The sequence below is a fragment of the Thermomonas carbonis genome (genome assembly GCF_014396975.1).
GTDB lineage: Bacteria > Pseudomonadota > Gammaproteobacteria > Xanthomonadales > Xanthomonadaceae > Thermomonas > Thermomonas carbonis.
Map to the genome: position 1 here is coordinate 2,145,651 of NZ_CP060719.1, position 25,912 is coordinate 2,171,562.

The window sequence follows — 25,912 nt, forward strand, 5'->3', positions numbered from 1 at the left end:
GCCCGGATAATGCCGGTTTCCATTCAGCGGACCTGGACATCGTGAGCGCAAGCGGGCAACCGGAGTCAATCGATGTGCTGGTGGTCGGTGCCGGGGTATCCGGACTGGCCACCGCATTGGCGCTGTTGAACGATGGCCGCGGCGTCACGGTGATCGATGCCGGCCGTATCGGCGGCGGTGCCTCGCATGGCAATTGCGGGACGCTGACCCCGAGCCACGCAACGCCGCTCGCCGCGCCGGGCACGATCGCCAAGGCGATGCGCTGGATGTTCAAGAAGGATGCGCCGCTATTCGTGCCGCCGCGCTTCGACCCGCTGCTGTGGCGCTGGATGGCCGGGTTCGCCCTGCGCTGCAACCTCCGCGACTGGGAGGCCAGCGCGCGCGCGAAGTACACCATGCTCGCCGACTCGCGCCTGCGCGTGCAGCGCTGGATCGAGGACTATGGCCTGGACTGCGACTTCGTCGAGAGCGGCGAGGACTACGTGTTCCGGGACCAGCGCACGATGGCCAGCGAGATGCACGAGATCCCGTTGCTGCGCGACCTCGGCATCGACGTCGAACTGTTCGATGGCGCTGCGTATGAAGCCCAGGAGCCTGCGCTGAAGCCCGGTGTGGCCGGCGCGATCCGCTTCAGCGGCGATGCCGCGTTGCGCCCCGACCGTTATGTGGCGGAACTCGCGCGCGTCGTGCGCGAAAGCGGCGGACGCATCATCGAGGATTGCGCCCTGCATTCGCTGGAAGCGGGCAATGACGGCGTGGTCGCTATCACGGCGCAGGGCAGGCTGCACGCACGCGATGCAGTCATCGCGACCGGGGCCTGGTCGCCGCGCATCGCCCGTGAGATCGGTCTGCCGTGGCTGCGCAAGGCGATCCAGCCCGGCAAGGGCTATTCGATGACCTACAGCCGGCCAGCGCTGGTGCCGAAGCGGCCGATGATCCTGCATGGGCCGTCGGTGTGCGTTTCGTCCTGGCCGGGCGGGTTCCGCCTGGGCAGCACCATGGAATTTTCCGGTTACGACAGCCGCCTCAACGAACAACGGCTTGGCGCACTGGAGCGCGGTGCGCGCCAGTTCCTGCACGAACCGGTCGGCCCCGAGTTGCGCGAAAAATGGTTCGGCTGGCGGCCGATGAGCCGCGACGACATTCCGTTGCTCGGCCGCGCGCCCGGCCACCGGCACCTGTGGCTGGCAGTGGGCCACGGCATGATGGGCGTGGGCATGAGCGCGGGCACCGGCCAGTTGCTGGCCGACCTGATCGATGGTCGAACCCCGGCGATCGATCCCGCGCCATTCGATCCGGCACGCTTCGCATGAGCCGGCCATGAGCGACGTGCATTCCAGCGAAATTTTCACCCTGCATCGCGGCACTGCGCCGCTGCTGCTCAGCCTGCCGCACGACGGCAGCCTGATCACGGAAGCCTTGCAGGCGCGAATGACGCCGCGGGCGCGCGTCGCACCCGATACCGACTGGCATGTGTCGCGGCTGTACGACTTCGCCCGCGACCTGGGCGCATCGATCCTGGTGCCGAAATATTCGCGCTACGTGATCGACCTCAATCGCGGCGAGGACGATACCAGCCTGTATCCCGGTCAGAACACCACCGGTCTGGTGCCACTGGTGCGCTTCACCGGCGAGCCGATCTACCTGCCAGGCCGCGAACCCGATGCCGATGAGGTCGCATCGCGCATCGACACCTATTGGCGGCCGTATCACGCGGCGTTGCGTGGAGAACTGGATCGCCTGCGCGCCGCGCACGGGCGCGTGGCGTTGTGGGAAGGCCATTCGATCCGCGGCAGCGACCTGCCGTTCCTGTTCGATGGCCGCCTGCCGGATCTCAACCTGGGCACTGCGAATGGGGCGAGTTGTTCGCCGGCCCTGCAGGCGCGCATCGAGGCCGAACTCGCGTCGCAGATCGACTATGGCTGGGTCGCCAACGGCCGCTTCAAGGGCGGCCACATCACCCGCCATTACGGCACGCCGGCAGGCGGCATCGACGCGGTGCAACTCGAGATCAGCCAACGCACCTACATGGATGAAGACAGCTTCGCCTACGAGCAAGCGAAGGCAGCGCAGCTGCAGCCGCTGTTGCGCGCGTTGCTGGTGGCGACGCTGGCACCCTGAACGACGAAGGGCGGCTTGCGCCGCCCTTCGGGGAACCTGCGGATCCTGCGTCTACTTCGCGCCGGGACCGATGTGTTTCACCAGGAACGCTTCCATGCGGGTGTAAAACTGGGCGATGTTTTCCGGCTTGTAGAAGCCATGACCTTCGCCCTGGGCGACCATGGTTTCGACCGGCACGGCGGAATCCTTGAACGCGTTCTTGAGCGCGTTGAACTGGTCCATCGGCACGCGCTTGTCGATCGAGCCCTGCGCCAGGAATACGGGTACCTTGATCTTGTCGACATTCTGCGCAGGCGACCACGCTTTCAGCACGGCCGCGTCGGTTCCGAGCACCCGGTCCAGATAGCGATTGCCCGAGGCGCGGTAGGTGATATCGCCTTCCTTCTTCATCACCTGAAGGTCGTAGACGCCGACGTAGCCGATCGCGCACTTGTACAGCTCGGGATAGCGGATCGTCTGCATCAGCGCGGCATAACCGCCATAGCTGGAGCCGTAGGTGCAGATCCGTGCGGGATCGGCGACCTTGTTGTCGACGGCCCATTTGACCCCATCCGCCAGGTCGTCCTGCATCTTGCCGCCCCACTGCAGGTAACCGCTTTGCTCGAACCTCTCGCCGCGCCCGCCCGAGCCGCGGAAGTTGACCTGCAAAACGCCATATCCGCGGCTGGCGAGGAACTGCGCATCGGGATCGTAACCCCAACTGTCATAGATGCCGTGCGGACCGCCGTGGGGCATCACCACCATCCCGCGAGCGCCGCCGCCGGCCGGTGCCGTGTAAAGCCCGTGCAGGGTCAGGCCGTCGCGGGTCTGGAAACTGATGGGGCGGGTCGGCAACAGGCTGGATTCCTTCAGCCACGGCTTCACATGCTTGACCAGTTGCAGCTTGTTGCCCGCGCCGCGGTCGAGCAGGTAGTAGCTGCCGGGGTTGCGATCCCCCAGGTCGAGAACAGCAGCGTGTTGTTGTCGCGCGTGGTGTTGTGGAAGGTCACCATCTGGCCGGGAAAGGCCTTCATCAGGCCGGCGTGTAGCTTGGACCACTCGGACGCGGGATCCAGGTACTGCACGGAGAGCTTCGACTCGTCGTAGGTGACTGCGAACGGCGCGCCACGAAAGCCGCCGTACATGATCCCGGCGATCTCCTCGTCGTCGCGGCCGGCCAGGCGGACCCGGCTGCCCTTCGTCAGGTCGACCTTGTAGAGCTGGGCGGGTTCGTCCTTGTCGATGATCAGCGCGTAGGCGGTGTTGTCGTCCGATTCGACATGCGACAGGCTCATGCTGTAGCCGGCCAGCGTCTTCGGCACCGGCATCCAGGCATTGTCGCTGCCCGGCCGGTACATCAGGACCGGATGGTCGTTCCTGTCCCTCGTGATCTTCATGCGCGCACGGCCGCTGTAATCGAACTGGAAGACCGCCGTCTCGTCCGTGCGTTCGATTTCCCGGCGCTCGCCGCTGACGGTGTCCACCTTGTAGATGACCGTGGTCAGCTTCTCGTCGCTGAGCTTGGTGGGCCAGGCGGTGAAGTCGACCAGGACCTTGTTCGGCTCGTCGTGCAGCACCTTGACGACGGAGGCGCGCCCTTCGTCCGAGCGCCGCGCGCGCCGCGACACGTCGTTTTCGATGTAGGCGAACAGGGTTTCCTGATTCTTGCCGGACGTGTCCGTGCTCATCAGTTCGCCCTGGCTGCGTGGTGCCTCCTCGAGCGGTTCTTTCTTGGCACGGGCCACCACGATCTGCTCGTTGGAGCTCCACAGGATGTCGGTCACGTGGTTCTGCCGCCCGAAGCGCATCGCCTTGACTTCCCCCTTGCCGTCCAGCGGAATGATCTGCAGCTGGGTCTCGACGCCATCGGGCAACGGCACGGCCATCGCGATGTGGCGGCCATCTGGAGACAGCGATACCTCGGACACTTCGCCATTCCTGGCGAAATCCATCGCGGTCGGTACCTGTGCGACGGATTGAATGGGTACGATCAGGGCCATGGTCGCGACAGCGACAACGGTGGCGGAAGGTTTCATCGGCAACGCACTCCGGCTTGGCTGATCGGTAGGGGACGAGGATAACGCCTCGCGAAAAATGCCCCAACCGATTTGCCGCGCCCGGGTGAACGCATTCACACTTCCAGCGTCGCCAGGTCGCCCTTCTGCTCCAGCCACGCCTTGCGATCGCCGGCGCGCTTTTTCGCCAGCAGCATGTCCATCAGTCCGCGGGTGGCATCGTCGTCGTCGACGGTGAGCTGCACCAGGCGGCGGGTGTCGATGTGCATGGTGGATTCGCGCAACTGCTGCGGATTCATCTCGCCGAGGCCCTTGAAGCGGGTCACGTTGACCTGGCCCTTGAGTTTCTCGCGGGCGATCTTCTCCAGCAGCAGGCGCTTTTCTTCTTCGTCCAGCGCGTAGAACACCTGCTTGCCCACGTCCACGCGGAACAGCGGCGGCATCGCCACGAACACGTGGCCGGCCGCGACCAGCGACGGAAAATGCTTGAGGAACAACGCCGAGAGCAGGGTGGCGATGTGCAGGCCGTCGGAGTCCGCATCGGCCAGGATCACCACCTTGCCGTAGCGCAGGCCGTCGATGGCCTCCTTGCCAGGGTCGCAACCGATCGCGACAGCGAGGTCGTGCACTTCCTGCGAGGCCAGCACCTGTCCCGAAGCGACTTCCCAGGTGTTCAGGATCTTGCCGCGCAGGGGCAGGATCGCCTGGAAATCCTTGTCGCGCGCCTGCCGCGCGCTGCCGCCGGCGGAATCGCCTTCGACCAGGAACAGCTCGGTGCGCGAGAGATCCTGCGAAATGCAGTCGGCCAGCTTGCCGGGCAGCGCCGGGCCCTGGGTGACCTTCTTGCGGACGATCTGCTTTTCGGTTTTCAGGCGTGCCGATGCGCGTTCGATCGCGAGCTGGGCGATCTTCTCGCCGTATTCGGTGTGCTGGTTCAGCCACAGCGAAAACGCATCGTGCGCCGCGCCTTCGACGAAGCCCGCGGCCTGGCGCGAACTCAGGCGTTCCTTGGTCTGCCCGCTGAACTGCGGGTCGGTCATCTTCAGCGACAGCACGAAGGCGACGCGGTCCCACACGTCTTCCGGCGCGAGTTTCACGCCACGCGGCAGCAGGTTGCGGAAGTCGCAGAACTCGCGCAGCGCGTCGGTGAACCCTGTGCGCAAGCCGTTGACGTGGGTGCCGTGCTGCGCGGTGGGGATCAGGTTGACGTAACTCTCCTGCACCAGCTCGCCCTCGGCGATCCACGCCACCGCCCAGTCGACGATCTCGGTGTCTTTCTTCAGGGTGCCGACGAACAGTTCCGGCGGCAGCAATTCGCGCTCGGCCAGTTCGCCCTTCAGATAGTCGCGCAGGCCGTCTTCGTAGTGCCACTCGTTGCGCTCGCCGCTGACTTCATCGAAAAGTGTGACGGTCAGCCCGGGCAGAGCACCGCTTTCGCGCGCAGCAGATGACGCAGCGCGCGCAGGTTGAACTTGGGCGTATCGAAATACTTCGGGTCCGGCCAGAAACGCAGGCGGGTGCCAGTGTTCTTCTTGCCCACGCTGCCGACGACTTCAAGCGGCGATGCGCGGTCGCCGTCCTTGAAGCTCATCCTGTATTCGTTGCCGTCGCGCTTGATGAACACGTCGACATGCTTCGACAGCGCATTGACCACGCTCACGCCCACGCCGTGCAGGCCGCCGCTGAAGGTGTAGTTCTTGTTGCTGAACTTGCCGCCTGCGTGCAACCGGGTGAGGATCAGTTCGATGCCGGGGATCTTCTCCTCCGGATGGATGTCGACCGGCATGCCGCGGCCGTCGTCGGAGACTTCGCAGCTGCCGTCCTCGTGCATCGTGACGCTGATCGCGCGCGCGTGGCCGGCCAGCGCCTCGTCCACAGCGTTGTCGATGACTTCCTGCGCCAGGTGGTTGGGGCGGGTGGTGTCGGTGTACATGCCGGGCCGGCGCTTGACCGGGTCCAGGCCGGACAGGACTTCGATGTCGGCGGCGTTGTAGCGGGTATTCATTCGTTCGATCAGCGTGGCCGGGCGCAAGGGGCGGCCAGTGTGTGGCCTTGGATCGGGATTTGCACGCCCGTGCGCGCGTGCCGCGTGGACATGGCCGATACAATCGACGCTGGGGCAGGCGCATCGTCGGCCACGGGAGCTTGCGAGTGCTGGATGCCGACATGGGCGTGGCGGGGGACGGACCCGGCGCGCGATTGATTGCCGCGGACGTGGGTGGAACCTATGCCCGGCTGGGACTGGTCGGCGTGGATGCCGACGATGGCATCCACGTGCGGTTCCATCGCCGCTATTCCTGCTCCGAACATGCGGGGCTGGCCGCGATCCTTCGACAATTCCGCGCGGAATGCGAGGCGGCGCAGGCCGGATCATTCCCGGTGGCCTGCGTGGTCGCCATCGCCGGGGTGCTGCAGGGCGACCAGTTGCTCAACAGCAACCTGCCGTGGCCGGTGTCGCTGGCCGAAACCCGCCGCGAGGCCGGCATCGAACACCTGCACCTGATCAACGACTTCGAGGCGCTGGCATGGGCGCTGCCGCAGATCCCGGTCGCCGAGTTGCAGGTGCTGGGTGAGGGCGATGGCCAGGGCCTGCGCCTGCCGGTGTTGCTGGTCGGCCCGGGCACCGGCTTGGGCGCCGCGCTGGTGATCGACCAGGGCGGTCGTGTCGGCGTGCAGCCCAGCGAGGCGGGACACGCGACGCTGGCGGCAAGCACGCCGCTGGAGCTCGACGTGGTGCGCCTGCTGCAGTCGCGCTTCGGCCATGTCGACAACGAGCGCGTGCTCTCTGGCCCCGGGCTGATCAACCTTTATCAAGCCTTGTGCGAACTGCGCGGCATGCAGCCGCACTGGAATGCGCCCTCCGAGCTGGTCGATGCCGCGGATGCAGGCAGCGACCTGCTCGCCGCCGAATGCGCCGCGCTGTTCTGCCGCTGGCTGGGCAGCTTTGCCGGCGACCTGGCGCTCACCTTCCGCGCCGGGTCGGTGTGCCTGGCCGGTGGCCTGGCCGGGCACCTCGACCACTACCTGCGGCAAGGCGGCTTCATGCAGCGCTTCCTCGACAAGGGGGTCCTGTCCGATACCCTGCGTGACGTGCCCGTTTACACGGTCGAGCATGGCCAGCTCGGCATCATCGGCGCGGCTGCGTGGCATGCCGCCCACCATCCTTCCTGACCGGGGAATTCCCATGTCGTCGCGACGCCGATTCCTGCAGTCCTCCCTGATGGCCGCGGGAGCGGCAATGTTGCCGACTGCACGTGCCGTGCCCGCATCGACCGACGCTAAAGTCGTGTCGACCTGGGATTTCGGCGTGCCCGCCAATCGCGAGGCCTGGCAGGTCCTCGCCGCGGGCGGAAATGCGCTCGACGCGGTCGAAGCCGGCGCGCGCTGGGCGGAAACCGGGCAGTGCAATTCGACCGTCGGCCGCTGCGGCTACCCGGATCGCGACGGTTTCGTGACCCTGGACGCCAGCATCATGCAAGGCGACGGCAGTTGCGGCGCGGTGGCGGCGTTGCAGGACATCGACCATCCGATCTCGGTTGCCCGCAAGGTGATGGAGAAAACGCCGCACGTGCTGCTGGTCGGCGATGGCGCCAGGCAATTCGCGATTGCCGAAGGCTTCACGCCGCATAGCCTGCGCACGCCGGAGGCGGAGCAGGCATGGCGCGAATGGCTGGAGACTTCCCGCTACCAGCCCGAGATCAATGCGGAGCGTCGCGGCATCCCCGGCAATCGCGAGAACCACGACACCATCGGCATGCTCGCTCTCGGTCGCGATGGCCGCATGGCCGGTGCCTGCACCACCAGCGGCATGGCCTGGAAGATGCACGGCCGGGTCGGCGACAGCCCGATCATCGGCGCGGGCCTGTACGTGGACGACCAGGTCGGCGGCGCGACTGCCTCCGGCGTTGGCGAGGAGATGCTGCGCAACGCGGCGAGTTTCCTGGTCGTGGAACTGATGCGGCAGGGCCTCTCGCCGGCGGATGCCTGCCGCGGCGCGATCGAGCGGGTGGTGAAGAAGCGCCCGGAGGCGAGCAAGTCGCTGCAGGTCTGCTTCCTCGCTATGAACACGCATGGTGAGGTCGGCGCGTTCGCGCTGCACCAGGGCTTCGTCTACGCGGTCTGCGACGCGCAGCGGCAGGACGCGTTGCTGGAATCGCCGTCGGTCTACACGACAACGAAGACCTGACGGATGGGGTCGTTGCGGCGGCTGCTGGAGATCGCGGCGGGTTCGCTGGAGTCGGCCCTGGCCGCACAGGCGGGTGGCGCGGATCGCGTCGAGTTGTGCGGCAGCCTCGATGGGGGCGGCGTCACGCCGTCGTTCGGGATGATCGCGTTGGCGCGCGAACGCCTGCGCATCCCGCTGTACGTGTTGATACGCCCGCGCGCGGGGGATTTCGTCTATTCGCCGGCAGAACTGGAATCGATGCATCGCGATGTCGAGGCCTGTGCACGGCTGGGCTGCGATGGCATCGTCATCGGCATGCTGGATGCCGGTGGTGCCGTCGACGTGGCGGGTTGCCGGGTGCTGGTCGCGGCGGCGGGTTCCCTGGGCGTGACCTTCCATCGCGCGTTCGATTGCGTCGCCGATCGCCACGCGGCACTCGATGCCGTGGTCGCGCTGGGCTGCGAGCGCGTCCTCACCTCGGGTGGCGCGGACAGCGCGGAGCACGGCGCGGCGGTGATCGCGGCCGACATCGCCCATGCCGATGGCCGGATCGCGTTGATGCCGGGCGCGGGACTCAATCCCGGAAACATCGGGGCGGTGGCGCGCGCGACCGGCGCTCGCGATTTCCACGCCTCGGCCCGCGAATTCCAACCCGGCATCGGCCGCGAAGGGCCGGCGGGACTGGCCCGCGGCCATTGGCGCAGCAGCCAAGAGCTGGTGCGGCGGCTACGGCAGGCGCTCGACGCCGAAACCTGAACCGGTCGGGTTTTCCCGTTGCGGATCAATGGTTTCCGTCGATACGGACGCAGCCGGCGCGTGCAGCGACCGGGCGCTTCGCCTAGAATGCCGCTTTCCAGCGCCGTGCCGACGCCATGACCTCCCCCGCATCCCACACCCCGCTCGTCTTCGTCACCGGGGGCGTGGTGTCCTCGCTTGGCAAGGGCATCGCTGCCGCCTCGCTCGCTGCCATCCTCGAAGCCCGTGGCCTCAAAGTCACGATGATGAAGCTGGACCCCTACCTCAACGTCGATCCGGGCACGATGAGTCCGTTCCAGCATGGCGAGGTCTACGTCACCGACGACGGCGCCGAGACCGACCTCGACCTCGGCCACTACGAGCGCTTCGTCAATACGCGCCTGTCCGGCCTGAACTCGATCACCACCGGCAAGATCTACGAGGCGGTGATCCGCAAGGAACGTCGCGGCGACTACCTCGGCGGCACCGTGCAGGTGATCCCGCACGTGACCGACGAAATCAAGCGCTGCATCGACGCCGCGACCGCCGGCTATGACGTGGGCTTGGTCGAGATCGGCGGCACCGTCGGCGACATCGAATCGCTGCCGTTCCTCGAAGCCATCCGCCAGCTCCGCATCGAGCGCGGCCAGGACATGGCGATGTTCGTGCACCTCACCCTGATCCCGTACATCGCGGCGGCAGGCGAGTTGAAGACGAAGCCCACCCAGCATTCGGTGAAGGAACTGCGCAGCATCGGCATCCAGCCCGACGTGCTGCTCTGCCGCAGCGAGCAGCCGTTGCCGGATGGCGAGCGCCGCAAGATCGCGTTGTTCACCAACGTCCCTGAAAAAGCGGTCATTTCGGTGATCGACCAGGACAACATCCACAAGATCCCGCGCTGGCTCAATGGCCAGCAGCTGGACCAGCTGGTGGTCGATCAATTCCGCCTGCAGGGCAAGGCCGCGCCGGTCGCCGACCTGTCCGAATGGGACGCGGTGGTCGATGCCGCCGAACATCCGATCGATGAAGTCACCATCGCGGTGGTCGGCAAGTACGTGGACCACAAGGACGCCTACAAGTCGGTCGGCGAGGCGCTCAAGCACGGCGGCATCCGCCAGCGCACCCGGGTCAACCTGAAGTGGCTGGAGGCCGAGGACGTCGAGCGCGGTGGTGCAGACACGGTGCTGGCCGGCGTGGACGGCATCCTGGTGCCGGGCGGCTTCGGCGACCGCGGCTTCGAGGGCAAGGTGCTGACCTCGAAGCACGCACGCGAGCAGCGCGTGCCGTACTTCGGCATCTGCTACGGCATGCAGGCGGCCGCCGTGGACGTGGCGCGCAACATCGCCGGGCTGGAAGGCGCCAACAGCACCGAGAACGACCGCGCAACCACGCATCCGGTGATCGGCCTGATCACCGAGTGGCGCACCCAGTCCGGCGACGTCGAGCGCCGCAGCGAGGGCAGCGACCTCGGCGGCACCATGCGCCTGGGCCTCCAGGAACAGCGGATCAAGCCCGGCACGCTGGCGCACAAGCTCTACGGCCAGGACGTGGTCGGCGAGCGCCATCGCCATCGTTACGAGTTCAACAACCGCTATCGCACGCAGCTGGAAGCGGCCGGCCTGGTGATCTCGGCCAAGTCGATGGACGACCTGCTGGTGGAGATGGTCGAACTGCCGCAGGATGCGCATCCGTGGTTCCTGGCCTGCCAGGCCCATCCCGAATTCCTGTCGACGCCGCGCCACGGGCATCCGTTGTTCGTCGGCTTCATCCGCGCCGCGCGCGAGCGCAAGGCCGGCGGCCGGTTGCTCAATGAGAGCAGCCTCAGCGAGGTAGCAGCATGAGCATGCAACTGTGCGGTTTCGAGGTCGGCCTGGACCGGCCCCTGTTCCTGATCGCCGGTCCCTGCGTGATCGAAAGTGAACAACTGCAGCTCGACGTCGCGGGCCAGCTGAAGGAGATCACCGCGCGGCTCGGCATCAACTTCATCTTCAAGTCGAGCTTCGACAAGGCCAACCGCACCTCGATCGGCAGCTTCCGCGGGCCCGGCATGGAAGAGGGCCTGCGCGTGCTGGCCGAGGTCAAGCGCCAGCTCGGCGTTCCGGTGCTCACCGACGTGCACGAATACACGCCGATGGACGAGGTCGCGTCGGTCGTCGACGTGCTGCAGACCCCGGCGTTCCTGGTCCGGCAGACCGACTTCATCACCAAGGTCTGCGCCACCGGCAAGCCGGTCAACATCAAGAAGGGCCAGTTCCTGTCGCCGTGGGACATGAAGCCGGTCGTCGAGAAGGCGAAGTCCACCGGCAACCCCAACATCATGGTCTGCGAGCGCGGCGCCAGCTTCGGCTACAACAACCTGGTCTCCGACATGCGCAGCCTCGCGGTGATGCGCGACACCGGTTGCCCGGTCGTCTTCGACGCCACCCATTCGGTGCAGTTGCCGGGCGGGCAGGGCAGCAGCAGCGGTGGCCAGCGCGAATTCGTGCCGGTGCTGGCGCGCGCGGCGGTCGCGGTTGGCGTGGCCGGTGTGTTCATGGAAACCCATCCCGACCCGAGCAAGGCACTGTCCGACGGCCCGAATGCCTGGCCACTCGGCAAGATGGAAGCCCTGCTCGAAACCATGCTGGAGCTCGATGCGATCACCAAGCGCGCCGGCTTCGCCGAATCCTCCCTCTGAGCCGACGACCCCCTCGATGACCACGATCAGCAACGTCCACGCCCGCGAGATCCTCGACAGCCGCGGCAATCCCACGCTTGAAGCGGAGATCACCCTGGCCGACGGCAGCTTCGGTCGCGCGCTGGTGCCGTCTGGTGCCTCCACCGGCACCAAGGAAGCGGTCGAGTTGCGCGATGGCGACAAGACCCGTTACTTGGGCAAGGGCGTGCTGAAAGCCGTGGGCAACGTCAATGGCGCGATCGCCGACATGCTCAAGGGCTTCGATGCGCAGGACCAGCAGGGCCTGGACAAGCGCCTGATCGACCTCGACGGCACCGAGAACAAGGGCCGGCTCGGCGCGAATGCGCTGCTGGCGGTGTCGATGGCCAATGCGCATGCGGTTGCGGCGTCGAAGAAGCTGCCACTGTGGCGCCACCTGGCCTCGATCAGCGAGCACCCGGCCGGTTGGCAGCCGAGCCTGCCGGTGCCGATGATGAACATCATCAACGGCGGCGCGCATGCCGACAACAACGTCGACCTGCAGGAATTCATGGTCCTGCCGGTCGGCTTCGATTCGTTCTCCGAGGCGATGCGCAGCGGCACCGAGATCTTCCATGCGCTGAAGTCGGTGCTGAAGGGCCGCGGCCTGAGCACGGCGGTCGGCGACGAGGGCGGCTTCGCGCCGGACCTGCGCAGCAACGAGGAAGCGCTGGAAACGATCCTCGAAGCGATCGGCAAGGCCGGCTACAAGGCTGGCGAGGACGTGTTGCTGGGCCTGGACTGTGCGGCCAGCGAGTTCTTCGAGAACGGCAAATACAACCTGACCGGCGAAGGCAAGCGCCTGACCTCGGAGCAGTTCGTCGACTTCCTGGCCAACTGGGCTGCGCAGTACCCGATCATCTCGATCGAGGACGGCCTGGCCGAGGACGACTGGGCCGGCTGGAAGCTGCTGACCGAACGCCTCAGCGGCAAGGTGCAACTGGTCGGCGACGACCTGTTCGTCACCAACCCGCGCATCTTCAGGGACGGCATCGACCAGGGCGTGGCCAACGCGATCCTGATCAAGGTCAACCAGATCGGCACCTTGAGCGAGACGCTGGAAGCGATCGCGATGGCGGAGCGCGCGCACTACGCGGCGGTGATTTCGCATCGCTCGGGCGAAACCGAGGACACCACCATCGCCGACATCGCGGTGGCCACCACCGCGACCCAGATCAAGACCGGCTCGCTGTGCCGCAGCGATCGCGTCGCCAAGTACAACCAGCTGCTGCGCATCGAACAGCAGCTCGGCAGCGAGGCACGCTACGCCGGACGCGCCGCGTTCGTCTCGCTCGCGCGCTGAGAGGCAACCAGCAGGTGAAGCCGGTGCGCGTGCTGCTGCTGTTGCTGGCATTGCTGCTGGCGGGCCTGCAGTACACTCTCTGGCTCGGCAACGGCGGGCATGGCGAGGTTTCCGCGCTGCGTCAGCAGGTGGCCACGCAGCAGGCGGAAAACCTGAGGCTGCAGGAACGCAACGGCGCGCTTGCGGCCGAAGTCGAGGACCTCAAGTCCGGCGAGGCCGCGGTCGAGGAGCGGGCGCGCAGCGAGCTGGGCATGGTCAAGCCGGGCGAAACGTTTTATCGCGTGGTCGAGGATGCGCCTGCCGGTGCTGCCACGCCTGCACCGACGCCGGCCGCAAGCCCGTGAGCTGGGCGCTGGTTCCCGCCGCCGGCAGCGGTCGCCGCTTCGGTGGCGAGGTGCCCAAGCAATACCTGTGCGCCGCCGGCAAACCGCTGATCGAACATGCGCTGGATGCCTTGCTGTCGCATGCCGGCGTCGATGGCGTGGTGGTTGCGCTGGCGGCGGATGATGCGCATTGGCCAGGTTTGGCGTCATTTCATGGCAAGTCGGTGATCACCTGCATCGGCGGCGGCGAACGCGCGGATTCGGTGCTGGCGGCATTGCATGCGTTACCGGCCGGTGTGTCCAAAGATGTGCTGTTGCTGGTCCACGACGCCGCCCGTCCCAACCTGCATGCCGATGACATCCGCAAACTCATCGAAGCCGCGAAGACCTGCCCAGATGGCGCGATTCTGGCCGCGCCGGTGCGCGATACGCTGAAGCGATCCGGTGCCGGTGCCCGCATCGCGCGGACGGAATCGCGCGATGGCCTGTGGCGCGCACTGACACCGCAGGCTTTCCGTCGCGACCTGTTGCTGCGGGCGCTGCAGTCGGCGAAGGCTGACGGCGTCGTGGCCACCGACGAGGCGATGGCAGTCGAGCGCCTGGGCCTGCATCCCGCGCTGGTGGAAGGCCGCGAGGACAACCTGAAAGTCACTACGCCCGCCGACCTGGCGCTGGCGGAATTCCTGTTGGCGAGGCGCGCATGAGCATCGACATCCGCATCGGCCATGGCTTCGACGTGCACGCCTTCGGCGACGGCGACCACGTGATGCTCGGCGGTGTCCGCATCGCCCACGACCGCGGCGTGCTGGCGCACAGCGATGGCGACGTGGTGTTGCATGCCTTGTGCGACGCCATGCTTGGCGCGCTGGCGCTGGGCGACATCGGCATCCATTTCCCACCCTCCGACGCGCGCTGGAAGGGCGCCGACAGCCGGGCATTCGTGCGTCAATGCGATGCGCTGTTGCACGAGCGTGGCTGGCGCGTCGGCAACTGCGACATCACCGTCATCTGCGAGCGGCCCAAGGTCGGCCCGCATGCGCAGGCCATGCGCGAGGTGATCGCGGACGACCTCGGCATCGACGTCGATGCCGTCAGCGTCAAGGCCACCACCACCGAAACCCTCGGTTTCACCGGCCGCCGCGAAGGTGTCGCCGCGCAGGCGGTCTGCCTGCTGGTGCGAACGTGACCGAACCCGCGCGCGCGCATGGCGCGCCGGTGTTGGCCGCACGCATCCGCACCTCGCCGGAGGATTTCTTCGTCGAGGAACTGCCTGCGTTCGAAGCAAGTGGTGCTGGCGAGCACCTGCTGCTGACAGTCGAGAAGCGCGGCATGAACACCACGTTTGCCGCCAAGCGCATCGCGACGTGGGCAGGTGTGGACGAATCCGCGGTCGGACAGGCCGGGATGAAGGATCGGCATGCGGTGACCCGGCAGCGGTTCAGCGTGTGGTTGCCGAAAAGAGTCGCGCCCGACATCGAGACCCTGCAGTCCGACGACCTGCGCGTGCTTGGCCACGCCTGGCATGTGCGCAAGCTGCCGCGCGGTGCGCTGGCGGGCAATCGCTTCGTGCTGGTGTTGCGCGATGTCGATGGCGAACGTGCGGCGATCGAATCACGCCTGCAGGCGATCGCCGCACAAGGCGTGCCGAACTATTTCGGAGAACAGCGCTTCGGTCGTGGTGGAAACAACGTGCAGCAGGCGGTGGCGATGTTCGCCGGTCGCCGGTTCAAGCGCGAGGAGCGCGCGATGCTGTTGTCGGCCGCCCGTTCCGCATTGTTCAACCGTGTGCTGGCAGCACGTGTCGACGCAGTCACGTGGAACGCGGCGCTCGATGGTGAGGTGTGGATGCTCGACGGCAGTCGCAGCGTGTTCGGCCCCGAGGCGTTCACGGACGAACTGCAAACGCGGCTCGATGCATTCGATATCCATCCCACCGGCCCGTTGTGGGGCGAGGGCGAGTTGCGCAGTGACGATGTCGCACGCCACGTCGAGTTGGCCGCGCTTGGAGGTGATACCGCAGCACGCATCCGCGAGGGGCTGGAGCGTGCAGGGCTGAAGCAGGAGCGGCGCGCGCTGCGTTTGCGGCCATCGGACCTTGCATGGACATGGCGCGATGACGATGCCCTGGAAGTGCGCTTTGCGCTGCCGCCGGGTTGTTATGCGACAACCATATTGCGCGAGTTGGGCGAAGTCACCGACGCGGCTTCGCCCTAGCGCTTCTCCAGCAACACCAGCACCGCCCCGGTGCCGCCTTGCGCGACCGGCGGCGAATGGAAGGCGAGCACGTCGGCGCGCTGGCGCAACACCCGGTCGACCAGATTCTTCAGTACCGGCAGGCGTTCTTCCGAGTTGCGACCCTTGCCGTGAATGATGCGCACGCAACCGACGCCATGAATGCGGCAGTCGCGCAGGAATTCGCGCAGCAGGGATTCGGCGATGTGCGCCGGTAGCCCGTGCAGGTCCAGCTCTTCCTGCGGCGAATACTCGCCACGCGCCAGCCGTTTCAGCACCAGCGGCGGGATCTCGTCGCGGCGGTGGCTGAGCACGTCGCCGGCTTCCAGCGAAGCAATCACTGCATGCTGGAACTCGTCGCGGGCGGCATCCTCGTCGCGGCGCGCCATTTTTGCCGAGGGCTTGGGTTTCGGCGGCGAGGGCGGCAACGGCGTTTCCGGCAGGGCGCGCACCTTGCCGCGGTCGGCACCGATCGCGGCGCGGAACAGCTCGGCGTCGTCGCGGTCGTCGAGTTCGGGTGGGGCCTTGCGCATCGGCGCAGGTTACCGCGAAGCGCGGGCAGCGCCGGTGATCGCATCCGGTATCATGGCCGCATGCAGAATGTAGCGATGTCGTAGCGCCATGCGGGTCCTTGTCAGCAACGACGATGGCGTCGACGCCCCCGGTATCCAGGCGCTGGCGCACGGCCTGCGCGAAGCCGGCCACGAGGTCATCGTGGTGGCCCCGGATCGCGACCGCAGCGGCGCGAGCAATTCGCTGACGCTGGATGCACCGATCCGCGTGGTGCAGATCGATGACCGCAGGTGGAAGGTTTACGGCACGCCCACCGACTGCGTGCACGTGGCGATCACCGGCATGCTGGAGACGGCAGGCCTGGAGCCCGACATCGTGGTCTCCGGCATCAACAATACTGCCAACCTCGGCGACGACGTGATCTATTCCGGCACCGTCGCCGCAGCCATGGAAGGGCGTTTCCTGGGCCTGCCGGCGGTGGCGATGTCCTTGGTCACCGCCGACCACAACGGCCGTCATTACGAGACCGCGGCGAAGGCGGCGGTGGAGATCATCGCGCGCCTGCGTACCGATCCGCTGCCGGCCAACACCATCCTCAACGTCAACGTGCCGGACCTGCCGTGGGATGAGATCCGCGGCTTCGAGACCAGCCGCCTCGGCAATCGTCATCGCGCCGAGGCATGCACGCCGCAGCAGGATCCGCGCGGCCGCCAGTGGTGGTGGATCGGCGCTGCGGGCATCGAGCAGGACGCCGGCCCCGGCACCGATTTCCATGCGGTGCGCACCGGCCACATCTCGATCACCCCGATCCACGTCGACCTGACCCGCTACCAGGCGCTGGAGCAGGTGGCGAGCTGGGTCGGCGGGCTGGCGACGACGCTGGAGCCAGCCAAGTGATCGCTCGCATGCGCCTGCAGCCGGCCGACATCGGCAGCGGCCTGACCGGGCAGCGCGTGCGCGACCGGCTGATCGACTGGCTGCGCGCCGGATCCGCCGACTACGAGGCAATCACCGACGAGCGCGTGCTCAATGCGATCCGCACGGTGCCGCGCCATCAGTTCGTCGATGAAGCGCTGGCGATGCGCGCCTACGAGAACAACGCCTTGCCGATCGGCCACGGGCAGACGATCTCGCAGCCGTGGGTGGTCGCGCGGATGACTGAAGTGCTGCTGCAGCAGGGCATGCCGAAGCGGGTGCTGGAGATCGGCACCGGCTCCGGCTACCAGGCGGCGGTGCTGGCCGCGCTGGGCGTCGAGGTGTTCACGGTGGAGCGCATCGGCGACCTGCTGCGCACTGCCCGCAAGCGCTTCCGCACGCTGGGCCTGCACGTGCGAAGCAAGCACGACGACGGCCGCATCGGCTGGCCGGAGGAAGCGCCGTTCGATGGCGTGATCGTCACCGCCGCGGCAGCATCGCTGGTGGATGCGCTGAGCACCCAGCTGGCGCCGGGCGGCACCCTGATCGCACCCGTTGGCCCATCGGGCGGCCAGTCGTTGCTGTGGCTGCGCAAGGACGCGGAGGGTGCGATCGTCCAGCGCGACCTGGGGCCTGTGGTCTTCGTGCCACTGCTGTCCGGGATGGTGGACGCATGACTGCGGACCCGCTGGCTGACTCCTCGTTGCGCCAGCAATTGCTGGCGATGATCGCTCGCCTGCCCGATGGGTCGATGGCGCTCGGCGATTTGCTCGACCAGTTCGGCAATGACGGATTGTTGCTGCTGACCATTTTCCTGACCCTGGTCTTCCTGATTCCGGTGTCGATCCCCGGGGTGAGTACCGCGTTCGGCGCGGCGATCCTGCTGGTCGGTCTGAGTCGCCTGCGCGGCAAACCGCTGTGGCTTCCCGCGCGCCTGCGCGGGCGCAGCATCCCCACTTCCCGCCTGCGTCCGGCGTTGGATCGGGGGCTGGTGTGGGTGCGCAGGCTGGAGAAAATCAGCCGACCGCAGCGGCTCCCCGCGCTCGCGCAGGGCGGGATGGCGGGTGTGATCAACAACCTCGCCTTCATTCTCGCGGCATTGCTGCTGATGGCACCGTTCGGATTCGTGCCGTTCAGCAATACCTTGCCGGCGATCGCGCTGCTGTTGTTCGCCATCGGGTTCCTGCAGAAGGATGGTGGCGCAGTGTTGCTGGGGCATCTGGCCAATATCGCCACCATCGTCTACTTCAGCGTGCTGATCGGCGGCGGCGGGTTGGCGGTGAAGGAAATGTTCAAGCACTTCGGGCTAGGCTGAGTCATGGCCACGCAAGGGAAAACGCACGAGGTGGGAGTGGCGCGTCCTCTCGAATGGATGGCAGTGGTCTTTGTGCTTGCCGCGGTTGCGGGTTGCGGGCGGAGCCATGTTGTTCGCGAAGGCGCGTCGTCGCGGCCCCGCGGCGCGGACAGCCCGGTGCGGGTGTCGCAGCCCAAGTATGGCGCGACGGTACTGGTCCAGCGTGGCCAGAACGTTTACCGCATCGCCACCGAAAATGGCCTGACCGCGCTCGACCTGGCGCTGTGGAACGACATCCCGCCGCCGTACACGATCCATCCCGGACAGCGCCTGCGTCTGTATCCGGGCGGGCAGGGCAGCATCGCCACGCGGCCAGCCACCCCGACCAAAAAGCCCGCAACGCCGGCGACCAGCCCGCGTCCACCCGCTCCAACGCCGGTCGTGGTTCCCGCCACCAGCAAACTTGCATGGCGCTGGCCGGCCGACGGAAACGTGGTGGCGACGTATGCCGGTGGCAACCCGACCCGCCAGGGCATCGACATTGCCGGCAAGGCCGGGCAGCCGGTGCGCGCCGCCGCCGATGGCGTGGTCGTGTATTCCGGCTCCGGTCTGGTCGGATACGGCGAATTGGTGATCGTCAAGCACGACGATCAATGGTTGTCCGCTTACGGCCACAACCGCGCGCGCCTGGTCAACGAGGGTCAACTGGTCAAGGCCGGCCAGCAGATCGCCGAGATGGGCCGCAGCGGCGCATCGCGCGACATGCTGCATTTCGAGATCCGCTACAACGGCAAGCCGGTCGATCCGCAGCAGTACTTGCCGAAGAAGTAATCCCGTTTGCCCCTCACACGCGGGTGGGGCTCAGCCGGGTAACACGAAACCCGCGACAACCCGCCTGCCTTCCCCGGCCAGAACCGAGTAGGTCCGCGCGGCGGCCGCGTTGGTCATCGCTTCAAGCCCGATCCCGCGCTGCAGGCAGGCGGCCATCACAGCGGCGGGCGGGAATTGCTGCTGCGCGCCGGTGCCGAGCACCACCAGCGCTGGCTGCAGCGCGAGCAGCGCATCGAGATCGGCGGGGATCAGCGTCCGCACATCGTGGACGGCCCAGTCTTCGACCAGCGCATTCGGCGCGATGATGAAACTGCGGGTCAGGCGGCGTTCGTTGACCAGCGCGCCGCTGCCATCGGCACCGCGAAGAAAGTACGTGTAATCCGGGCGTTCGAGGTTGAGCTGCATCGCGCCGGGCGTGGCTTACGCGCGCGGCAGCACGATCTGCCGCTTGTCCTTCGCCGGGCGGTACAGCACCGCGACATGGCCGATCCGCTGCACCAGGACGGCGTCGCTGCGCTCGGCCAGCTCGACGATCATGGCGTCGCGGGCCTCGCGATCGTCCGCGGCCACCTTCACCTTGATCAGCTCGTGATGCTCCAGCGCACCATCGACCTCGGCGGCCAGTGCATCGGTGATCCCCTTGCCGCCGACTTGCAACATCGCCTTCAGGTCGTGCGCCTGGCCGCGCAGGAAACGGATCTGGGCGTTGGTGAGGGCAATTGGCATGCGGCACGAAAGGGCGGAAACAGGCGGCAGGGTATCATGGCGGCCTGTTTCCCCATCTGGCCGGCGGTCGTGGCGACTCGCAGCAAATCCAGCCAGCGCTGGCTCAAGGAACATTTCTCCGACCCCTACGTGAAGAAGGCGCAGGCGGAAGGCCTGCGCTCGCGCGCGGCGTACAAGCTGGAGGAACTGGTCGACCGCGATCGCCTGCTCAAGCCGGGCATGGTCGTGGTCGACCTGGGGGCGGCCCCCGGAGGCTGGTCGCAATGGGTACGCCAGGAACTGGACCAGATGGAACGCGGCCTGCCGGATAGCGCCCGGCGCGGTCGGGTCATTGCCAGCGACATCCTGGAGATGCCAAGCCTGGCCGGGGTCGATTTCCTTCATGGCGACTTCAGGGAGGATGCCGTCCTATCCAACCTGTTGGCGATGCTGGGCGGGGAACGGGTCGACCTTGTGTTGTCCGACATGGCCCCCAATAAAAGCGGTGTGGATGCGGTGGACCAGCCGCGCGCGATGCACCTGTCCGAACTGGCGATGGACTTCGCCGACGGCCAGTTGCGGATCGGCGGCACGTTCCTGATCAAGCTGTTCCAGGGAATCGGGTTCGACGAGTACGTGAAGGAATTGCGGCGGCGCTATGCCAAGGTGGCGATCCGCAAGCCGGCGGCCTCGCGCAAGCGGTCGCCCGAGGTATATGCGCTGGCGCAAGGCAAGCTGGCGCAGATCAAATAGGTGGGCGAAGGCCCGGCGTTCCAAGTCAGAGTCGAGGAAGGACAAGCGAACACATGAACGATCTTGCGAAGAACCTGCTGCTCTGGGTCGTGGTGGCCGCCGTGCTGATGGTGGTGTTCCAGAGCTTCTCGCCGAAGCTGGCCGCGAGCCAGGAGGTCGTGTATTCGCAGTTCGTGCAGGAAGTGGACAACGACCGCGTCAAGAAGGTCGACATCTCCAGCAACGAGCGCACGGTCAAGTTCGAGCGCACCGACGGCAGCACCGGCACCACCACCGCGCCGGTTCGCGACAAGGACCTGATCGCCGACCTGATCGAGCACAAGGTCGAAATCAACCAGGCACCGCCGGATTCCGGCATCTCGTTCTGGTCGCTGGTGCTGAATTTCCTGCCGGTCCTGCTGATCATCGGATTCTGGCTGTTCATGATGCGACAGATGCAGGGTGGCGGTGCAGGCGGCAAGGGCGCGATGTCGTTCGGGCGCTCGCGCGCCAAGCTGCTCAATGAAGACCAGACCAAGGTCAACTTCGCAGACGTCGCCGGCTGCGACGAAGCGAAGGAAGAAGTGTCCGAGCTGGTCGAGTTCCTGCGCGATCCGGGCCGCTTCCAGAAGCTGGGCGGCAAGATCCCGCGCGGCGTGCTGATGGTCGGCCCGCCCGGCACCGGCAAGACCTTGCTGGCCCGCGCCATCGCCGGCGAGGCCAAGGTGCCGTTCTTCTCGATCTCCGGTTCCGACTTCGTCGAGATGTTCGTCGGCGTCGGCGCCAGCCGCGTGCGCGACATGTTCGAGCAGGCCAAGAAGCACGCGCCGTGCATCATCTTCATCGACGAAATCGACGCGGTCGGTCGTCATCGCGGCTCCGGCATGGGCGGTGGCCACGACGAACGCGAGCAGACCCTCAACCAGATGCTGGTGGAGATGGATGGCTTCGAGGGTGGCGAGGGCGTGATCGTGATCGCCGCGACCAACCGCCCCGACGTGCTCGACAAGGCGCTGCTGCGCCCGGGTCGCTTCGACCGCCAGGTGATGGTCGGCCTGCCCGACATCAAGGGGCGCGAGCAGATCCTCAAGGTGCACATGCGCAAGGTGCCGCTGCACGACAACGTGCGTGCGGACCTGCTGGCGCGCGGCACCCCGGGTTTCTCCGGTGCCGACCTGGCCAACCTGGTCAACGAGGCCGCGCTGTTCGCCGCGCGCCGCAACAAGACCCAGGTCGACATGCAGGACTTCGAGGACGCCAAGGACAAGATCTACATGGGTCCCGAGCGCCGCAGCATGGTCATGCGCGAGGACGAGCGCCGCAACACCGCCTTCCATGAATCCGGCCATGCGGTGGTGGCGATGTCGCTGCCGAAGGCCGACCCGGTGCACAAGGTCACGATCATGCCGCGCGGCTGGGCACTGGGCCTGACCTGGCAGTTGCCGGAGCATGACGCGCTGAGCAACTACAAGGACAAGATGCTCGAAGAGCTCTCGATCCTGTTCGGTGGCCGCATCGCCGAAGAGTTGTTCGTCGGCCAGATGTCCACCGGCGCGTCCAACGACTTCGAGCGCGCGACCAAGTTGGCGCGTGCGATGGTGACCAAGTACGGCATGTCCGATGCGCTCGGCACGATGGTCTATGCCGACGACAAGGATTCCGGGTTCGGGCTGCAGAACAAGACGATCTCTGAGGCCACTCAGCAGAAGGTCGATGCCGAGATCCGCCGCATCCTTGATGAACAATACGCCGTCGCCCATCGCATCCTGGAAGACAAGCGCAGCGTGGTCGAGGCGATGGCCGCTGCCTTGCTGGAGTGGGAGACCATCGATGCCGACCAGGTGAAGGCGCTGATGGAAGGCCGCACGCCTTCCCCGCCGCCGGGCTGGGTGGCCAAGCCGCCGGCCAATGGTGGCAAGGACGATTCGTCCACGCCTACTGCGCCGGTGCTGGTGGATCCCGCGCCGCAAACCTGACGGCCTCCTTGCCGTCCCTGCACGGAAAGGCCAGAGTTCGCTCTGGCCTTTTTCGTTGGTAGTGATGCGATGTTCGACACCAGCCCGCAACTCGATTGCAACGGCCGCATCCTCCGCCTCGACGTGCCGCGGGTGATGGGCATCGTCAACGTCACGCCGGATTCGTTTTCCGATGGCGGCGCGCATGACGGCGTGGACGCGGCGGTCGCGCATGGCCTGCAGCTTGTTGCGGAGGGCGCGGACCTGCTCGATATCGGCGGCGAGTCGACCCGGCCCGGTGCGGACGAGGTGCCGGTCGAGGAAGAACTGCGCCGGGTGATCCCGGTGATCGAACGCCTGGCGAAGGAAACATCGGTGCCGATCAGCATCGATACGTCCAAGCCCGAGGTGATGCGCGCCGCGGTCGAGGCGGGCGCCGGCATGATCAACGACGTGTTCGCATTGCGCCGCGAGGGTGCCCTGGATACTGCTGCCTCGCTCCGCGTGCCGGTGGTGCTGATGCACATGCAGGGCGAGCCGCGCACGATGCAGTCGGCGCCGGACTACGACGACGTGGTCGGCGAGGTCCATCGCTTCCTGGCCGAGCGCATCTTCGTCGCGGAGATGGCCGGCATCGCCAAGAAGAACATCGTGGTGGATCCGGGGTTCGGCTTCGGCAAGGGCACCCAGCACAACCTGCAATTGCTCGCTCAGATGCAGCGCTTCACCGAACTGGGCGTGCCGGTACTGGCCGGCCTGTCGCGCAAGAAGAGCATCGGTGAACTGACCGGCCGCGATGACCCGCGCGCAAGGAACTTCGGTTCGATCGCCGCGCACCTGATCGCCGCGCAACGCGGCGCGTTGCTGGTGCGCGTGCATGATGTGGCCGGCACCGTGGATGCATTGAAGATCTGGAACGCACTGGCCGCGGTGCCGATGCCGCGGGTGCAATTGAAGCCCGAGATCCGCTGGCCAGACGAGTGATCCGCTGTCCGCTTGCCTGCGTTCGCTGCGTTGGTGTCTTCGATATCCAGCAGGAACTCCGATGCGCCACCTCGTCATCGTCGTACTGATCCTGCTTGCCGGTTGCGGTCAGTCACCTTCGCCCGCGCCGGCAGCACCTGTCGCCAAGGTTGAAGCGGAAGCGAAAGGCGACCCGGTCGAAGGCCTGCGCGTGGCCACGCGGCTGGGCTGCAATGCCTGCCATGAGAAGAACGGGGCCGGCGGCGTGTTCATGGAGAACCCGATGGTCGGACGCGTGGTCGCGCCCAACCTCACCGAGCGCCGGCGCCTGTACGACGATGCCGCATTCGCCGCCTTGCTGCATGAAGGCAAAACCCACGATGGCCACCCCCCGCTGGGCATGCCGATCCACATGTTCCAGTACCTCAGCCACGGCGAAGTGCGCGACGTCACCGCCTGGTTGCGTTCACTGCCCGAGGTCAGTACGCCGCTGCCGAAGACGGAGTACACCCCGGCCATCGCCAAGGCGATTGCCGATGGCACGCTGCCCTACCTGGATGATGTGAAGGCGGATCCCGGCAACGTGCCGCCAGCGACGCGGCCCGTGGAACCGCTGGCGCTGGGCAAGTACCTCGCCATGACCACCTGCACCGAATGCCACGGACGCGACCTCAACGGCTGGGGGCCAGAGGATGACTCGCCGTCTTTGGTCGTCGCCAAGGCGTACACCGCGGAGAAATTCGCGCGGCTGATGAAGACCGGCGAGATCGCCACCGGCGGCAAGTCGAAGACCGGGATGATGAGCGAGGTCGCCGCATACCGGTTTTCGGTGCTGACCGATGCCGAGGTCGCGGCGCTGAAGCTGTACCTCGACTCGCGCTGAGCGCGGGCGCTCGCCTGCGGTAAGCTCCCCGCGAACGCCACGGGGAGGCACGCATGACCGCCAGCACGCCACTGCTGATCACTTTCGGGATCTACCTGCTGGCGATGATCGGCATCGGCGTGGTGGCGTGGAAGCGCACCCGCGACTTCGACGATTACATCCTCGGCGGACGATCGCTGGGCGGTTACGTGACCGCGTTGTCTGCCGGCGCATCGGACATGAGCGGCTGGTTGCTGATGGGCTTGCCCGGCGCGCTGTACCTGTCCGGCGTCTCGGAAGCGTGGATCGCGATCGGCCTGGTGCTCGGTGCGTGGGCGAACTGGAAATTCGTGGCCGGGCCGTTGCGCGTGTACACCGAGCGCACCGACAACGCGCTGACCTTGCCCGACTACTTCACCACCCGTTTTGCCGCCGACGGCAAGTTGCTGCGGATCGTGTCCGCGCTGGTCATCCTGGTGTTCTTCGCGGTGTATTGCGCCAGCGGGATCGTGGCCGGCGCGCGCCTGTTCGAAAGCGTGTTCGGCCTGTCGTATGCGCAGGCGCTGTGGTGGGGCGCGGCAGCGACCATCCTGTACACCCTGATCGGCGGCTTCCTGGCGGTCAGCTGGACCGACACCGTGCAGGCCACGCTGATGATCTTCGCGCTGATCCTCACACCGGTGATCGTGATGATCAGCACCGGCGGCTTCGGCGAGAGCCTGCGTGCGGTCGAGCAACTGGATCCGGCGAAACTCGACTGGTTCAAGGGCGGCGAGCTGGGCCTGGTCGGCATCGTGTCCTTGCTGGCCTGGGGGCTGGGCTACTTCGGCCAGCCGCACATCCTCGCGCGGTTCATGGCGGCGGATTCGCTGGCGGTGATCCCGCAGGCGCGGCGCATCGGCATGACATGGATGGTGCTGTGCCTGTGCGGTGCGATGGCCACCGGGTTCTTCGGCATTGCTTATTTCGCCGAGCATCCGCAACAGGCGGGTGTGGTCGGCGAGAACCACGAGCGCGTGTTCATCGCGCTGTCGAATGTGTTGTTCAACCCGTGGATCGCCGGGGTGCTGCTGTCGGCTATCCTGGCCGCGATCATGAGCACGCTGTCCTGCCAGTTGCTGGTCTGCTCCAGCGCGCTCACCGAGGATTTCTATCGCGGATTCCTGCGGCCGCATGCCAGCGAGCGCGAGCTGGTCTGGATTGGCCGGGCGATGGTGCTGGGGATCGCGCTGGTGGCGATCTTCATCGCCCGCGATCCGCAGAGCCGCGTGCTGGGCCTGGTCAGTTACGCGTGGGCCGGCTTCGGTGCCGCGTTCGGCCCGGTGGTGCTGTTCTCGCTGTTCTGGGCGCGGATGACCCGAAGTGGCGCATTGGCCGGGATGCTGGCCGGTGCGGCCACGGTGATCCTGTGGAAATACACCGGCAGCGCGTTGTACGAAATGGTGCCGGGGGTGATCGTCGCCAGCATCGCGATCGTGGCCGGCAGCCTGTTGTCGCGCGCGCCGAGTGCGGACGTGTTGGCGCGTCACCGGCAGGTACAGCTGAGCCTGCGCGAACAGGGCTACTGAGCCCGG

26 protein-coding genes and 1 pseudogene are annotated in these 25,912 nt (G+C 66.8%); 21 read left to right on the top strand and 6 right to left on the bottom strand.

Annotation, left to right across the window (positions count from 1 at the left end; all coding sequences use genetic code 11):
• Nucleotides 1–41 precede the first annotated feature (41 nt).
• Together H9L16_RS09880 and hutG are read left to right on the top strand one after the other, a co-directional pair.
• On the top strand, nt 42–1,313 hold the full coding sequence (locus H9L16_RS09880; RefSeq protein WP_229796600.1) for an NAD(P)/FAD-dependent oxidoreductase: 1,272 nt from the start codon (nt 42–44) through the stop codon (nt 1,311–1,313).
• A gap of 7 nt (nt 1,314–1,320) precedes the next feature.
• The gene (gene hutG, locus H9L16_RS09885) at nt 1,321–2,121 is read left to right on the top strand and encodes an N-formylglutamate deformylase (RefSeq protein WP_187551547.1); all 801 of its coding nucleotides are present in this window, start codon (nt 1,321–1,323) and stop codon (nt 2,119–2,121) included.
• Nucleotides 2,122–2,172: 51 nt separating this feature from the next.
• Here hutG and H9L16_RS09890 read toward each other — a convergent pair whose 3' ends face one another.
• From H9L16_RS09890 to parE, 3 genes and pseudogenes are all read right to left on the bottom strand, one after another.
• Complete coding sequence (locus tag H9L16_RS09890) at nt 2,173–2,955, bottom strand: alpha/beta hydrolase family protein (protein ID WP_187551548.1); 783 nt, start codon at nt 2,953–2,955, stop codon at nt 2,173–2,175.
• 26 nt (nt 2,956–2,981) lie between these two features.
• A complete protein-coding gene (locus H9L16_RS09895) occupies nt 2,982–4,136 on the bottom strand; it encodes a hypothetical protein (protein ID WP_187551549.1) in 1,155 nt (384 codons plus the stop codon).
• 95 nt (nt 4,137–4,231) lie between these two features.
• Nucleotides 4,232–6,120 (bottom strand): annotated as a pseudogene (parE, locus tag H9L16_RS09900) (DNA topoisomerase IV subunit B).
• A 146-nt stretch (nt 6,121–6,266) separates the two neighbouring features.
• On the opposite strand from parE, the gene H9L16_RS09905 reads away from it, so the two are divergent.
• The 10 genes from H9L16_RS09905 to truD all read left to right on the top strand — a co-directional run bounded on the left by H9L16_RS09905 (nt 6,267) and on the right by truD (nt 15,550).
• Complete coding sequence (locus tag H9L16_RS09905; RefSeq protein WP_229796599.1) at nt 6,267–7,286, top strand: glucokinase; 1,020 nt, start codon at nt 6,267–6,269, stop codon at nt 7,284–7,286.
• Between the two features lie 13 nt (nt 7,287–7,299).
• Complete coding sequence (locus H9L16_RS09910) at nt 7,300–8,301, top strand: glycosylasparaginase (protein WP_187551550.1); 1,002 nt, start codon at nt 7,300–7,302, stop codon at nt 8,299–8,301.
• 3 nt (nt 8,302–8,304) lie between these two features.
• Nucleotides 8,305–9,036, top strand: a complete 732-nt coding sequence (locus tag H9L16_RS09915) for a copper homeostasis protein CutC (RefSeq protein WP_187551551.1) — start codon at nt 8,305–8,307, stop codon at nt 9,034–9,036.
• A gap of 116 nt (nt 9,037–9,152) precedes the next feature.
• Nucleotides 9,153–10,856 (top strand): CTP synthase, encoded by a 1,704-nt coding sequence (gene pyrG / locus H9L16_RS09920; RefSeq protein ID WP_187551552.1) that lies wholly within the window; start codon nt 9,153–9,155, stop codon nt 10,854–10,856.
• A gap of 2 nt (nt 10,857–10,858) precedes the next feature.
• Nucleotides 10,859–11,692, top strand: coding sequence for a 3-deoxy-8-phosphooctulonate synthase (gene kdsA / locus H9L16_RS09925; protein WP_187554139.1), 834 nt, complete (start codon nt 10,859–10,861; stop codon nt 11,690–11,692).
• Between the two features lie 16 nt (nt 11,693–11,708).
• A complete protein-coding gene (gene eno / locus H9L16_RS09930; protein ID WP_187551553.1) occupies nt 11,709–13,013 on the top strand; it encodes a phosphopyruvate hydratase in 1,305 nt (434 codons plus the stop codon).
• 14 nt (nt 13,014–13,027) lie between these two features.
• Entirely contained in the window at nt 13,028–13,357 is a 330-nt protein-coding gene (ftsB, locus tag H9L16_RS09935) for a cell division protein FtsB (protein ID WP_187551554.1), read from the top strand.
• On the top strand, nt 13,354–14,040 hold the full coding sequence (gene ispD, locus H9L16_RS09940) for a 2-C-methyl-D-erythritol 4-phosphate cytidylyltransferase (protein WP_187551555.1): 687 nt from the start codon (nt 13,354–13,356) through the stop codon (nt 14,038–14,040). The genes ftsB and ispD overlap by 4 nt, the downstream gene beginning before the upstream one ends.
• On the top strand, nt 14,037–14,522 hold the full coding sequence (gene ispF, locus H9L16_RS09945; protein ID WP_187551556.1) for a 2-C-methyl-D-erythritol 2,4-cyclodiphosphate synthase: 486 nt from the start codon (nt 14,037–14,039) through the stop codon (nt 14,520–14,522). The genes ispD and ispF overlap by 4 nt, the downstream gene beginning before the upstream one ends.
• A complete protein-coding gene (gene truD / locus H9L16_RS09950; RefSeq protein ID WP_187551557.1) occupies nt 14,519–15,550 on the top strand; it encodes a tRNA pseudouridine(13) synthase TruD in 1,032 nt (343 codons plus the stop codon). The genes ispF and truD overlap by 4 nt, the downstream gene beginning before the upstream one ends.
• Here truD and H9L16_RS09955 read toward each other — a convergent pair.
• Nucleotides 15,547–16,101, bottom strand: a complete 555-nt coding sequence (locus H9L16_RS09955; protein ID WP_187551558.1) for a Smr/MutS family protein — start codon at nt 16,099–16,101, stop codon at nt 15,547–15,549. The genes truD and H9L16_RS09955 overlap by 4 nt on opposite strands.
• 88 nt (nt 16,102–16,189) lie before the next feature.
• Between H9L16_RS09955 and surE the strand changes: the two genes are divergently transcribed.
• Genes surE through H9L16_RS09975 form a run of 4 tightly spaced genes read left to right on the top strand, consistent with a single transcriptional unit; the run spans nt 16,190 to nt 19,121 of the window.
• A complete protein-coding gene (gene surE / locus H9L16_RS09960) occupies nt 16,190–16,978 on the top strand; it encodes a 5'/3'-nucleotidase SurE (RefSeq protein ID WP_187551559.1) in 789 nt (262 codons plus the stop codon).
• Nucleotides 16,975–17,673 (top strand): protein-L-isoaspartate(D-aspartate) O-methyltransferase, encoded by a 699-nt coding sequence (locus H9L16_RS09965; protein WP_187551560.1) that lies wholly within the window; start codon nt 16,975–16,977, stop codon nt 17,671–17,673. Before surE ends, H9L16_RS09965 begins: the two co-directional genes overlap by 4 nt.
• On the top strand, nt 17,670–18,311 hold the full coding sequence (locus tag H9L16_RS09970; protein ID WP_187551561.1) for an exopolysaccharide biosynthesis protein: 642 nt from the start codon (nt 17,670–17,672) through the stop codon (nt 18,309–18,311). Before H9L16_RS09965 ends, H9L16_RS09970 begins: the two co-directional genes overlap by 4 nt.
• Nucleotides 18,312–18,314: 3 nt before the next feature.
• Nucleotides 18,315–19,121 (top strand): peptidoglycan DD-metalloendopeptidase family protein, encoded by an 807-nt coding sequence (locus tag H9L16_RS09975; protein WP_187551562.1) that lies wholly within the window; start codon nt 18,315–18,317, stop codon nt 19,119–19,121.
• Between the two features lie 30 nt (nt 19,122–19,151).
• Here H9L16_RS09975 and H9L16_RS09980 read toward each other — a convergent pair whose 3' ends face one another.
• Together H9L16_RS09980 and yhbY are read right to left on the bottom strand one after the other, a co-directional pair.
• On the bottom strand, nt 19,152–19,526 hold the full coding sequence (locus H9L16_RS09980; RefSeq protein ID WP_187551563.1) for an Mth938-like domain-containing protein: 375 nt from the start codon (nt 19,524–19,526) through the stop codon (nt 19,152–19,154).
• A gap of 15 nt (nt 19,527–19,541) precedes the next feature.
• Nucleotides 19,542–19,847, bottom strand: coding sequence for a ribosome assembly RNA-binding protein YhbY (gene yhbY / locus H9L16_RS09985; protein ID WP_187551564.1), 306 nt, complete (start codon nt 19,845–19,847; stop codon nt 19,542–19,544).
• 69 nt (nt 19,848–19,916) lie between these two features.
• On the opposite strand from yhbY, the gene rlmE reads away from it, so the two are divergent.
• The 5 genes from rlmE (at nt 19,917) to putP (ending at nt 25,906) form a co-directional block, all read left to right on the top strand.
• A complete protein-coding gene (rlmE, locus tag H9L16_RS09990) occupies nt 19,917–20,579 on the top strand; it encodes a 23S rRNA (uridine(2552)-2'-O)-methyltransferase RlmE (RefSeq protein ID WP_187554140.1) in 663 nt (220 codons plus the stop codon).
• Between the two features lie 53 nt (nt 20,580–20,632).
• Nucleotides 20,633–22,534, top strand: a complete 1,902-nt coding sequence (ftsH, locus tag H9L16_RS09995) for an ATP-dependent zinc metalloprotease FtsH (RefSeq protein ID WP_187551565.1) — start codon at nt 20,633–20,635, stop codon at nt 22,532–22,534.
• A 69-nt stretch (nt 22,535–22,603) separates the two neighbouring features.
• On the top strand, nt 22,604–23,497 hold the full coding sequence (gene folP, locus H9L16_RS10000; RefSeq protein WP_187551566.1) for a dihydropteroate synthase: 894 nt from the start codon (nt 22,604–22,606) through the stop codon (nt 23,495–23,497).
• Between the two features lie 61 nt (nt 23,498–23,558).
• Nucleotides 23,559–24,359 carry a cytochrome c gene (locus H9L16_RS10005; RefSeq protein ID WP_187551567.1) on the top strand — a complete coding sequence of 267 codons (801 nt, stop codon included), beginning with the start codon at nt 23,559–23,561 and terminating at the stop codon, nt 24,357–24,359.
• Between the two features lie 53 nt (nt 24,360–24,412).
• Nucleotides 24,413–25,906, top strand: a complete 1,494-nt coding sequence (gene putP / locus H9L16_RS10010; RefSeq protein ID WP_187551568.1) for a sodium/proline symporter PutP — start codon at nt 24,413–24,415, stop codon at nt 25,904–25,906.
• Nucleotides 25,907–25,912 lie beyond the last annotated feature (6 nt).